The 11,092-nt window shown below is 67.7% G+C and carries 13 protein-coding genes; 11 read left to right on the top strand and 2 right to left on the bottom strand.

The window, feature by feature from the left end; genetic code table 11:
- The coding region (locus tag VML93_RS23845; RefSeq protein WP_325614745.1) for an acyl-CoA dehydrogenase family protein at positions 1-637 on the bottom strand (637 nt) is incomplete at its 3' end.
- Between the two features lie 92 nt (positions 638-729).
- Between VML93_RS23845 and VML93_RS23840 the strand changes: the two genes are divergently transcribed.
- Entirely contained in the window at positions 730-1,119 is a 390-nt protein-coding gene (locus tag VML93_RS23840; protein ID WP_325614744.1) for a DUF732 domain-containing protein, read from the top strand.
- 14 nt (positions 1,120-1,133) lie between these two features.
- Here the strand turns inward: VML93_RS23840 and VML93_RS23835 are convergent, their stop codons facing one another.
- The gene (locus tag VML93_RS23835; RefSeq protein ID WP_325614743.1) at positions 1,134-2,201 is read right to left on the bottom strand and encodes a DUF2855 family protein; all 1,068 of its coding nucleotides are present in this window, start codon (positions 2,199-2,201) and stop codon (positions 1,134-1,136) included.
- Positions 2,202-2,347: 146 nt separating this feature from the next.
- Here VML93_RS23835 and VML93_RS23830 point away from each other — a divergent pair, with 146 nt between their 5' ends.
- The 10 genes from VML93_RS23830 (at position 2,348) to VML93_RS23785 (ending at position 11,027) form a co-directional block, all read left to right on the top strand.
- Positions 2,348-2,794: an SRPBCC family protein gene (locus VML93_RS23830; protein WP_325614742.1), complete on the top strand. Its 447-nt coding sequence runs from the start codon at positions 2,348-2,350 to the stop codon at positions 2,792-2,794.
- Positions 2,778-3,344, top strand: a complete 567-nt coding sequence (locus tag VML93_RS23825) for a TetR/AcrR family transcriptional regulator (RefSeq protein ID WP_325614746.1) — start codon at positions 2,778-2,780, stop codon at positions 3,342-3,344. Before VML93_RS23830 ends, VML93_RS23825 begins: the two co-directional genes overlap by 17 nt.
- A gap of 32 nt (positions 3,345-3,376) precedes the next feature.
- Positions 3,377-4,258 carry a TIGR03854 family LLM class F420-dependent oxidoreductase gene (locus tag VML93_RS23820; RefSeq protein ID WP_325614741.1) on the top strand — a complete coding sequence of 294 codons (882 nt, stop codon included), beginning with the start codon at positions 3,377-3,379 and terminating at the stop codon, positions 4,256-4,258.
- 291 nt (positions 4,259-4,549) lie between these two features.
- Entirely contained in the window at positions 4,550-5,095 is a 546-nt protein-coding gene (locus tag VML93_RS23815) for a hypothetical protein (RefSeq protein WP_325614740.1), read from the top strand.
- A gap of 127 nt (positions 5,096-5,222) precedes the next feature.
- Entirely contained in the window at positions 5,223-5,453 is a 231-nt protein-coding gene (locus VML93_RS23810; protein WP_325614739.1) for a hypothetical protein, read from the top strand.
- On the top strand, positions 5,443-6,429 hold the full coding sequence (locus VML93_RS23805; protein WP_325614738.1) for a polyprenyl synthetase family protein: 987 nt from the start codon (positions 5,443-5,445) through the stop codon (positions 6,427-6,429). The genes VML93_RS23810 and VML93_RS23805 overlap by 11 nt, the downstream gene beginning before the upstream one ends.
- A complete protein-coding gene (locus VML93_RS23800) occupies positions 6,426-7,700 on the top strand; it encodes a hypothetical protein (RefSeq protein ID WP_325614737.1) in 1,275 nt (424 codons plus the stop codon). Before VML93_RS23805 ends, VML93_RS23800 begins: the two co-directional genes overlap by 4 nt.
- A complete protein-coding gene (locus VML93_RS23795) occupies positions 7,697-8,713 on the top strand; it encodes a fatty acid desaturase (protein WP_325614736.1) in 1,017 nt (338 codons plus the stop codon). Before VML93_RS23800 ends, VML93_RS23795 begins: the two co-directional genes overlap by 4 nt.
- Positions 8,704-9,498 carry an isoprenylcysteine carboxylmethyltransferase family protein gene (locus VML93_RS23790; RefSeq protein WP_325614735.1) on the top strand — a complete coding sequence of 265 codons (795 nt, stop codon included), beginning with the start codon at positions 8,704-8,706 and terminating at the stop codon, positions 9,496-9,498. Before VML93_RS23795 ends, VML93_RS23790 begins: the two co-directional genes overlap by 10 nt.
- A complete protein-coding gene (locus tag VML93_RS23785; RefSeq protein ID WP_325614734.1) occupies positions 9,495-11,027 on the top strand; it encodes an NAD(P)/FAD-dependent oxidoreductase in 1,533 nt (510 codons plus the stop codon). The genes VML93_RS23790 and VML93_RS23785 overlap by 4 nt, the downstream gene beginning before the upstream one ends.
- The last annotated feature ends 65 nt before the right edge of the window (positions 11,028-11,092 follow it).

Here is an 11,092-nt window from a genome sequence, read left to right as displayed (position 1 = left end):
CGAAGTGGTCGGTGCTGCCGTCCACATAGGGGATCGGCTTGACCGTCACGCCGGGGCTGCGCATATCGATCAGGAAGCGGCTCAGCCCCGCATGGCGTTCGCCGTCGCCGGTTCGGCACAGCGCGATCATGAAGTCGGCGCGCATCGCGTTGCTTGTCCACACCTTGACACCCGACACCCGCCAGCCGTCGCCGTCGCGCACCCCTCGCGTCCGCACCGACGCCAGGTCGCTGCCGGCGTCCGGCTCGCTCATCCCGATGCAAAAACACAACTCGCCCCGGCAGATTCGGGGCAACAACGACAGCTTCTGTTCCTCGGTGCCATACCGCACGAGCACCGGGGCGATCTGTCGGTCGGCCACCCAGTGGTGGCCAACCGGGGCACCCCAACGCAGCAGCTCCTCGACGACGACGAAACGGTCGACCGCGGTGGCGTCGCGACCGCCATAGCGCGCCGGGACCGCCATCCCGATCCAGCCACGCTCGGCCAGCGCGGCCGAGAACGCCCGGTTGACCGGGGCGGCCATCCCCAGGCCGGGCTCGAATTTGCCCCAGGGCAGCGTCTCTGCCAGGAATGCGCGAACCTGCTGCCGCAATTCCAGCTCTCGGGCGGTGAGCGCGGCAGGCGACGTGACCATACTTGGCAGGCTAACCACATGCTCTGAAGCGCGGCGCCCCAGGGCTCGCAGCTGGACGGGACAACGGGGTCGACTTGTACGAGGATGAAGTGATGCGAACGCTTCTGGTGTTTTCGACCTTGGCCGCCGCGGCCGGCTTGGCGGCGCCGGCACACGCAGACCCCGGCCCCGACGCGAACTTCCTGGCCGCGCTGGACAAAGACGGCATCAGCTATCACAGCGGACCTGACGCCATTGCTGCCGCCAAGCAGGTGTGCGACTGGATTAACCAGGGTCAGAAACGAAGCGATGTCATCCAGACGGTTTCGGCGAGCAATCCAGGGTTCACGATGTCCGGCGCCGCCGATTTCACCACACTTGCGGAGCGCGCTTACTGTCCCCAGCACCCGGCGGAAGCGGCCGCCCAGCCACCACAGCCACAACAGCCGCCGCCGGCCTGGTACCAGATTCAGTTTCCGATCATCACGCCCGGCGCCGGCTAGTTACAGCTGACGCGTCACAGATCCACGATGGTGCCGGCCGCCGGGTCGACTTTCCCGTCGAGCAGCTCGAGGTAAGCCCGCTGGATCTCGTCCTCGCTCGAGATCCGTTCGACGCGAAGCCAATCCGACGCCCACTCGGCGAACGGCACCCACGACTCGGCGACTTTTTGGTCGAGTTGCGCCGGGCCCCAGTCGGCGCCGCGCTTCTTGATGCGGTCCGGCGCGAAGAAGAAGACGGGGCGCGGGCCGTCGAGCTGGCCGGCGCCCGGCGCCATTTGGGTCCAGTGGGTCATACCGACCGCCGAGCTGTGGGCGAGGCGGTCGCCGTAGCGGGCGTGCACGGCGGTGCGGACCGCGCCGTCGCCGGAGATGTCGACGTAGACGGCACGGTCGCCGGGCAGCTGGGACACGTCGTCGTAGAGGTGCACCGCGTCGTAGATGTCCAGTCCCTCGACGAACTCACGGTTGCCTGCCGAGGTGAGGCCCAGGATCTCGATACCCTCGCGCTTGGCGAGCAGATAGGCCGCGATGATCGCCGTTTTCGACGAGGCGCTGGAGATGACGACGGTGTCCGCGCCGAAGAAGCTCTCGTCGGCCAGGAAGTCATCGATGAGGAAAGACGTGAAGAAGAGCGGAAAGAACAGGATGTGCTCTGCCTCGCGGCCGGGCGAGTAGACGGGATCGGTCGCGACGTCGCGGTAGCCCTGGTAGGCCGAGGGCAGCGTCGCCCGGTGCGGGGCGGCGTCGACGAACCCCTTCTCGTTGATGCGGTCCGGGACGACCAGCAGGTGGCTGGCGCAGGGCAGGTAGCCGTAAACACGCGTCCCCTGCGCCAGGCCAGCGTGCCGCGATTCCTCGACGTGGGCGTAGCCCCAGACGTTCAGCTTTCCCCAGTCCGGGTCCGAGGCCGGGAAGAAATCCCAGTACTTCATCGCCTCGCCGAACACGGCGTAGGTGATGTTGTTCGAAGTCAGCCCGAAGGACTCGACCCGAAGGAGCGCTTGTCCGTCTTCGGGCGGCGGCGCGTCGGCGGACAGAAAGCGGGTCTGGCGCAAATCGCTGCGGCGCAACTCGAAGTCCATCTGCCGAAGCCTATCCGGCGCCCTTGCCAGGCGACACCCGTCGGCGAGCGCCCGCAAATGTACAGAAACATGCCGGGCTGGCATTTTGCGCGCGCTCGCCGACGGGCCCTAGCCATCACCATGCCAATTGATGTACCGTATGGTACATGATTACGGAGAGCGGCATCGAAATCGACGCACCGGCAGCCCTGGTGTGGGACGTGTTCAGCGACGTCGAGCGCTGGCCCGAATGGACCGCCTCGATCACCAGCCTGATCGCCCTCGACGGGCCCGGCCTCGCGGTCGGCAAGCGCTTCGAGATCAAGCAGCCCAAGCTGCCGAAGCTGGTTTGGGCGGTGACCGACGTCGTTCCCGGGGTGTCGTGGACCTGGGCGCAAGGCTCCCCGGGTGGCACGACCTCGGCTGTACACACGCTGACGCCGATCGCCGATGGTCGCACCCTGGTGCGCCAGGAGCTCGAGCAGGCGGGTCCGATCGGCGCGCTCGTCGGCCGGCTGATGCTGCGCACCACGCGTCGCTACCTGGAGATGGAGGCCCATGGCCTCAAGCACCGCAGCGAGCAACTGCGGCAGACTCTTGGCCCGCACACCTGACGTCCAGCGGCGCCGGCAACTTCTCGCTGCACTAGTCGAAGAATTCGCCACCGGCGGCATCGGGGACCGGTCGCTGCGTGAAGTCGCCGCCGCCGTCGGGACCAGCCACCGAATGCTGCTGCACCACTTCGCCTCCCGCGACGAATTGCTTCTCGCAATTATCGAGGAGGTCGAACGTCGCCAGATGGCAATCTTGTCCGACCTGCCCACCGAACCGGCAGACGGTTTCGCCGCGATGTGGGCCACCCTGTCCCGGCCCGAGCTACGGCCCTTCGAGCGCCTGTTCTTCGAGTGCTACTCGCGCGGCGCCCAGGGCGAGCGGCCGTTTGTCCGGATGGTGCCGGGCGCGGTCGATTCCTGGCTGGCCGAGGTGGACAAGGCGGCCGGTGGGACGGGCGACCCGGCGCTGGTGCGCCTGGGCCTGGCGGTCACCCGCGGACTGCTGCTCGACCTGGTGGCCACCGACGACGACGCGGGGGTGACCTCGGCGGCGCACGTTTTCGCAGATCTGCTCAGGGGCACAAACGGCGGGCATCCTGCGTTGCGCTAGGAACGTGTGCGGCGACGCGGAGGGAGCACCAGGTGAAGATTCGCTTCGGGGTCGGGCTGGGTGCAGACACCGCTCCCGACCAACTCGACGGGATCGTCGATCATCTGGAGTCCAGCGGGGTGGACTCGCTGTGGTTCTCCGAACTCGTCTACTCCCCGGCGGTGGATCCCGTGGTCGGCATGGCTTATGCACTGGCGCGCACCAGCCGGTTGAAGGTGGGCACTTCGGTGGCGGTGTTGCCCGGGCGTCATCCGGTGCTGGTTGCCAAGCAGTTGGCGTCGCTCGCGGCACTCGCGCCCAAGCGCGTTCTGCCCGTATTCGGTTTGCGCTCAGCGATTCCCGCCGAGCGTGAGGTGTTCGTGGTTCCCGGCGGCGAGCGGGCCGCCGTGTTCGACGAGTCGCTGCGGGTGCTGCGCTTGGCGCTGGTCGACGATTCGGCCAGCTACAGCGGCAGGTTCTTCACGGTCAGTGGGGCAGCGGTCGCACCGCGGCCGGCGCCCCCGCTGGACATTTGGCTGGGCGGCTCCTCGCCCGCGGCGTTTCGTCGGATCGGCACGCTGGCCGACGGCTGGTTGGGCAGTTTCCTCACCCCGTCCGAAGCGCGGAAGGGCCGCGAGGAGATCGAACGTGCCGCGGCGGAAGCGGAGCGGCACATCGAGTCCGATCACTTCGGCATCTCTCTGGCTGTCGCCGACAGTGAGTTGCCGGCGCAGGTCGTTGCAGCGGTCCGCCGGCGTCGTCCGGATGTTGATCCCGGCGAGCTGGTCGCTGCCGGCTGGGACCGGCTGCACCGTCAACTCGACGCCTACCTGGACGCCGGGTTGACGAAATTCGTCATCAGACCGGTCGGTAGCACGCCACTGGGCGACTTCATCGATCGTTTCGTCGCCGAGCTGGTCGGCCGCCAGAACTGAGCGGCGTTCGCCTGTCGGACGGGCTCCCGCCGTCACGTCGACACGCGGCGTTGGCCAGGTGTTCGCATCCCCAGTTCGATGTGCGGAGCCACCTCAATCCGGTCATGGACAGCGTCAGCGCCGCCGGGTGAAATGAGAACCGGCGAATCCCTCAAACCGCCGATCCAGCAGAGGAGTCAGACCATGCACGCCTTGTCGACACCGAGAGCCAACACCACATCAGTCGCGCGACCAAGCCGCACTCCGGCGCCAACGCAGCGCCCCCGCCGCTGGGAATGGATTGGGCGCGGAGTGCGGCTCGTCGCCATCGTGGCCGCCACGACGGCGGCAATCGCCCTGACCACCATCGGCAACCGACCGGCGGTGACGCTGACCGCGGCCGACGGGCTCGATCTGGGGTCGGGCATCTCGGTCAACCCCGCGCCGGGCTGGGTCGTCGCAAACCAGGGTCCAGGTTGGGCGGTGCTCCACAACGGCTTCGCCACCGCGGAAATGGAGATCAAGGTCAAACCTTCCACCGGGACGGATGCCATCGCCGTGCTGCAAGGCGACATCGCCAACTTGAGCAACGTGTCGACGACAGGTCTGACCAACGTCAGGGACCTGGGCGCGCCCAACCCGATACCGTTGGGGAGCGGAAACTTTCAACAGCAAGCCAGCATCAGCTTCAACGCTGACGGGTCGACGCGCAGCGGCGCGCTTCCGGTCACCGGCTGGTTCAGCGAGCTGCTGAACCCCTCGACCCACCAGTCGGCCTTCGTGGTCTTCGAGCAAAACGGCGACGCTCCCATTCGCGCTGACGGCGACGCCCAAGCGATGCTCGACTCGTTGCAGTGACGGGTGCCCGCCAGTAGTTCTCAACCGGCAGCGCGGCCCGCGGCATACACCCGGGTAGCCCCCGTTTGCCAATTTGAGTAGTCGACTACGCGCGACACCACGGTGGTCGGTCGCCAGAGTTACCGCCATGACCGAAATGGCACCGACACCCGAACGCCTCCCCGTGGCGAAGCTCGATCGGCGACCGGATGCGGCGCTGCGCGGGCACCTGGGCAAACAACAGCATTGGCCCATCGGCTGCGGAAGCCGCTCGATGATCCTGCCCAACCTGTTGCTGATCAACCCGAACGTGCAGGACAACCCACCGGCGGCCGAAGCCCGCAATCGGTTCCCGATGGGGGCGTGCCATGCTCGCTGACCAACCTGCGCTGCTGGCTCCGCCCGATCAACTGACCCTGATCGGTGCGCGACTGCACGAAATCCTGGTCACCGGTGGCAGTTTCGACGCCATCTACCGCCACATGCTGGCCGCCCCCGGCAAACGGGTCCGGGCCGGCATGGTGCTGGCCTGCGCCCGCCTGCTGCCCTCGGCGGCTGCCGTGTCGCTGCCCGACGCCGTCGACGTGGCCTGCGCGATCGAGATGTTCCACGAGGCTTCGCTCATGCACGACGACATCTGCGACGGTTCGCTCTCCCGGCGCGGTGCCCCGTCGGTACCGGCCATGTTCGGTGTCCGCACCGCCGCGCGGGCCGGATTCCACTTGGCGGGCAACGCTTTACAGGTACTCGCGCGCGTGCTCGCCGACAATCCGGTGGTGTTCGCCGAGCTCGGTGAGGTCCCAGGCGTCACCTACAACACCCGGCTCGCGGACCTCTCCTTCGGCCAGCTCGTCGAGACCCTGCCGCCCGCCGTCGACGACGCCGCCCTGCGCAGGCATTACGAACTCGTGGTGGGGGCGAAGACCGGCACCCTGTTCCGGCTGGCCTGCTCCTACGGCGGCACCGCAGGCGACGTCGACCACGACCGGCTGCGGGCCCTGATGCGCTACGCCGACCAGCTCGCCCTCGCGTTCCAGATCATGGATGACGTGCGCGACGTCGAGGGCGGCGTCGCGCTGGGCAAGGAGGCCGGCGGGGACCTCGACCGCCGGGTGCCGACCTGGCCGGTGATCGAATGGTTGGCGACCGGGCTCGGCGCTCGTGAGATGTGGCTCTCAGGGCGGACTTCCAGTGCCGACCTGCAGGCCGAGCTCGTGCACAGCGGTGCCACCCGTACCGCCCGCTCGGTGGCCGTCGCCGCTGCCGACACGGCCTGCCGGGAGATGGACGCCTTCCCGCCCTCCCCGGCGCGCGAGTACCTGTGCACACTCACGGCGCGGGTGGTCTCCCGGTGACCGGGCAACGGCCGGGCGCGGTTTCGGGGATTCTTCAAGGGTTTCGGCAACTGCGCCGCGCACCCGACCTGGCCGCGCTGCGCGCGGCCAGGTCACCCGACGAGTTGGCCCGCCTGGCGCTGGTCCCGGCGGCCCGGAACCTGGGCATCGCGGCCGCGTTCCTGCCCGCGGGCCTGCGGGCCGAGGCCGGCGCCGCCCTGCTGGCCTGCCGGGTCCTGGACGCCTACGAAGACCTCATCGACCGCTCGCTGGCGAGCGACGCCGTGCTGACCGCCGTGGCCTACCTGACCGGCGCCACCGACACGCCTCCGCAACTGGTGGACGCGGTCGCCGTCCGCGACAGCGAAGCCGTCGACCTGGTGCTGGCCGAGCGCATCCACGACATCCGAGCGCTGCTGTCCGCGCTGCCCGCCGCGGGACGGGAACGGGTTGGCGAGATGCTGGCTGACGTCGGGGCCGTGATGGCCCGCAACCTCGATTCGCCGCTGCCGCGGGTCGCCTACAGCGAGGGCGTGCTCGGCCGGGTGACGCACTACGCGTGCGCACTGGTCGCCGAAGACGCTTGTGCCGAGGCCGATCTGACCGAGCTGGCCGGGTGCGTCGGCGTCATCGCCCAACTCGCCAACGATCTCCGGGACGGCGAACTGGCGCTCTACGGCGCCGGCGACCGTGACGAGTTGACCCGGGCGGTGATGCTACGGCTGCTGGCCCCGGCGCTGGGCGGCTTCGCCCTGTTGGCCCGCGTCGGGCCGCGGACTCCCAGCCGCGGTGCCCGGACGGCGATGGCCTACATGACCATCACCACAACCGCTTTCCTGTGTGCCGCCGTCGGGGCGCCCGCGCCCTACAGTCGCCGGCTGCGGCTGGGCGCGGCCGTGCTGGCCGCCCGCTCGCCCGCTCGGTGGACCGCGATGCTGCAGCGGGTGCGGCGATCCGTCGACGAGGCGATCCACCGGTTGCTCGACGGTTCCCTCGACCCGGCGAACAAGGCCGCTGGGGAGGTGCTCGGTCTGAGTGACCCGCGCTCGATGGCGCCCTCGATGGGGCCGCTGATCGTCGGCACCACCTTCGCGCTCGTGGACGCTCTGCCGGAAGAACCGCTGAACGGCGAACTTTCGGTCGCCGACGTGCGCCGGATGATGGTTGCCGATCATCTGGCTTTCGGCGCCCTGGAGCGGTTGCGGCCGCGCGACACCGACGCGATGCAGGTCCTCGCCGCACAATTCCAGCTCGCGGCCCTCGACGCTTCGACCCCAGGAGCCCAAGCATGATCACCGAATCGACCGCCCCCAGCCCGGCAGCGCCCGCCGCACAGGCCGAGAAACCGCCGTTCAGCCGCAGGGTGCTGAGGCTCGAGCATCCGGCGAATGTCGGCCCGCTGATGCACATCGTGTGCTGGTTCGGGCTGCTGGCCGTCGGCCTGCTGGTGCCTGCCGCGACGAACTGGTATCTGGCGGTGCCGCTCATCGTGACGCTGTCGCTGCTGAACCTGTCGATCACTATCGGTGTGCTCCACATGCACACCCATCGACCGCTGTTCGTCTCACGGCGGGCGAACCGAGTGATCGACGTGCTGTGCTGCGTCCCCGCCGCGCTGACGGCGGCCGAGATGCGCGAGGTGCACGTCCTCAACCACCACCGCTACGACAACGGGCCCGGCGACATTACCTCGACCGAAGGACGTGAGCGGGGGTTGCGCGCTGTCTGGTACTGGATCAGGTACGGCACGATCGTCAAGAACCACACGGTGCGAACGGTTTTCGCGGCCGATGCGTCGGCCGGTCGGCGCAAGCGGCGCCGCCAGTTCGTGATCGACTTGACGCTGGTCGTCGCAGTGCTGCTGGCCACCTGGCTGGTCGCCGATCCCACCAGATATGTGCTGTTCTATTGGATCCCGTTCCTGGTGACCCAGGTCAACTCCGGCTACTTCGCCTGGCTGAGCCACGCCCCGGCGCGCATCTATGAGGACGACCCGAGCAAGTCGGTGAACACCGTGGGCAACGTGCTCAACTTCCTGATCTTCAACCAGGGCTACCACAGCGTGCACCACCGCTATCCCGGCATCCACTGGAGCCAGATCCCCGACAAGCTCGATTTCATGAATCAGGTCCGGCCCGCCGTCATCGTGCCCTACTGGATGGTGCTCAGCTCGGCCTGGCGCCTGGTCGTTCCCAAAACATTCCTCGACGTGAGCTACGGCGAGCGGTGGAAGGCCAAATTCGAAAAGCGGCTCGAGCAGGGCACCATCCGCTCGCGATACCTGCCGTGGTTCGCATGGATCTGATCACGCCACAGCAGGCGCAGGAGGTGCTGACGGACCGGCGTCGGCTGGTGCCAATCCTGCTGGCGTTCAGCGGATATGCCTTCGCCGGGGTGACCGTGCCGCTGCTGCTGCTGTTCGCCGGGGGCTGGTGGCTGCCGAAGACGGTCGACGCCGGGCCGCACCTGTCGACCGCCCCGTCGGTGCTGATCGACCTGTTGCTGCTGGCGCTGTTCGGTCTGCAGCACTCGGGCATGGCCCGCCCGGCATTCAAGTCGTTCGTCACCCGCTGGGTGCCCGAAGCGCTGGAGCGCACCGTCTATATCGTGATGGCCAGCCTGGCCGTCTGGGTGTTGTGTCTGGGCTGGCAGCCGCTGCCGCAACGGATTTGGTCGTCCACCGGAATCCTCGGAGCTGTGCTCGACGCCGGGTTCTGGCTCGGCTTCGTGCTGGTCTACGCGGCCACCCTGCTGCTCAACCACTTCCACCTGCTCGGCATCAGCCAGGCCTACCGCGCATACGTGACCCGCGTCGCTGACGCGACCTCCGACCGGCTGCAGGTGCAGGGGCCCTACCGCCTGGTGCGGCATCCGCTGATGACCGGCCTGCTGCTGTGCTTCTGGTGCGCAAGCACTTTCACGGTCGGGCACCTGCTGTGGGCGGCCGGCCTGACCGGCTACATCCTGCTGGGCACCTTCCTGGAGGAGCGCGACCTCGTCGCCCGCTTCGGCGCGGCCTACCGCGACTACGCCCGTCGGGTGCCCGCCTTCTTCCCGTCGCCGCTCAAGAGAACGGACAAATACGCATGAACCAGACCCATCACCTGGAAACCACCGTCGCAATCATCGGCGCCGGGTTCTCCGGGCTCGGCATGGCGATTCAGTTACGCAGACGCGGGCGCGACGACTTTGTGATCCTGGAGAAATCGCACGACGTCGGCGGGGTCTGGCGCGACAACACCTACCCGGGCTGCGGCTGCGACGTGCCGACGGTCGCCTACTCGTATTCGTTTGAGCAGAACCCGTTCTGGTCCAAGGTGTGGTCTTCGCAGCCCGAGATCCACGCATACCTACGACGAATCGCCGACAAGTACGACTTACGCCGCAAGACGCTTTTCGGCGCTGAGGTCGTCGAAGCGCGCTGGGATGCGCCGGCTTCGCGTTGGCGCCTGCGCTCAGCCGACGGGCGCACCGTGACGGCCCAGTTCCTGGTGATGGGCGTCGGCCCGATGACGGTGCCAAAATTCCCCGACCTCAAAGGCATTGAGTCGTTCACCGGGAAGGCGTTCCATTCCTCGCGCTGGGATCACACGGTGGATCTGACCGGCAAGAAGGTCGCCGTGATCGGCACCGGCGCCAGCGCTGTCCAATTCGTGCCGGTCATCGCCGGGCAAGTGGGGCAGTTGCAGCTGTATCAGCGCACCCCGTCCTGGGTGGTGGGTCGCTTCGACCCGGGCGTCCCCAAGGCTGTTCGGCGACTTTTCGCCAAAGTGCCGTTGATCCGCAACATTTTCCGAGCCTCGGCATACTGGTTCGCGGAGGCGCAGGCCATCGCGCTGCACGGGTACGGGACGCTGCACAAGCCGATGGAATGGGCGGCCAAGGCCAACATCCGCAAGAGCATCAAGGACCCGGTGCTGGCGGCCAAACTCACCCCCGACTATCAGATCGGCTGCAAGCGCATCCTGTATTCGCCCACCTACTACCCGGCGCTTGCCCGCCCCAATACCGAAGTCATCACGGACGGTATCGCCGAGGTGCGGCCCGGGAGCATCGTGACCGCGGACGGCGCCGAACGCGAGGTCGACGTCATCATCTACGGCACCGGGTTCAACGTCACCGGTGGCATCGACTCGCTGGATATCCGCCTCGGCGATGGCGAGTCGTTGCAGCAGCGGTGGAAAAGATCGGGCATGCACGCTCACCTGGGTGTCACGGTCGCGGGGATGCCCAATGCGTTCTTCATCATGGGCCCCAACAGTGCGATCGCACACAACTCGATCGTGTTCATGATCGAGCAGCAGATCAAATTGGTGCTGCGCGCCATGGACGGTATACAGCAGCGCGCGGCCGTCTCCATCCAAATCCGCCGCGACGCACAGGACCGGTACAACCAGCAAATCCATCGCCGGCTGGCGAAACGCGTGTGGTCCACCGCGGGCTGCAACCCCTATTTTCTGGACGACGCCGGTATCAATCGGGCCCTCTGGCCGGGCTTCAGCTGGGAGTACTGGCGTGCGGTGCGTAACTTCGACGAGGCGCAGTACGAGTTCGCCGGCGCTGATCAAAGCTCCTCCGGCAGCCGCGAATACGCAAGCCCGGTCGGGGCTTCCGCTTAATCGCGTAAGACCGGGTAGTGCTTTCAGGCGTAGGACGTGACGCGATGCGATTCGAGTGGTCGACT

It is taken from the genome of Mycobacterium sp., from assembly GCF_035499775.1.
Taxonomy (GTDB): domain Bacteria; phylum Actinomycetota; class Actinomycetes; order Mycobacteriales; family Mycobacteriaceae; genus Mycobacterium.
The sequence above is the reverse complement of the archived record's forward strand: the minus strand, read 5'-3'. Positions and strand labels throughout refer to the sequence as shown.

Coding starts and splice junctions, on each gene's coding strand:
- VML93_RS23840 (WP_325614744.1), top strand. CDS start 730: ATGCGAACGCTTCTGGTGTTTTCGACCTTGGCCGCCGCGGCCGGCTTG.
- VML93_RS23835 (WP_325614743.1), bottom strand. CDS start 2,201: ATGGACTTCGAGTTGCGCCGCAGCGATTTGCGCCAGACCCGCTTTCTG.
- VML93_RS23830 (WP_325614742.1), top strand. CDS start 2,348: ATGATTACGGAGAGCGGCATCGAAATCGACGCACCGGCAGCCCTGGTG.
- VML93_RS23810 (WP_325614739.1), top strand. CDS start 5,223: ATGACCGAAATGGCACCGACACCCGAACGCCTCCCCGTGGCGAAGCTC.
- VML93_RS23805 (WP_325614738.1), top strand. CDS start 5,443: ATGCTCGCTGACCAACCTGCGCTGCTGGCTCCGCCCGATCAACTGACC.
- VML93_RS23795 (WP_325614736.1), top strand. CDS start 7,697: ATGATCACCGAATCGACCGCCCCCAGCCCGGCAGCGCCCGCCGCACAG.
- VML93_RS23790 (WP_325614735.1), top strand. CDS start 8,704: ATGGATCTGATCACGCCACAGCAGGCGCAGGAGGTGCTGACGGACCGG.
- VML93_RS23785 (WP_325614734.1), top strand. CDS start 9,495: ATGAACCAGACCCATCACCTGGAAACCACCGTCGCAATCATCGGCGCC.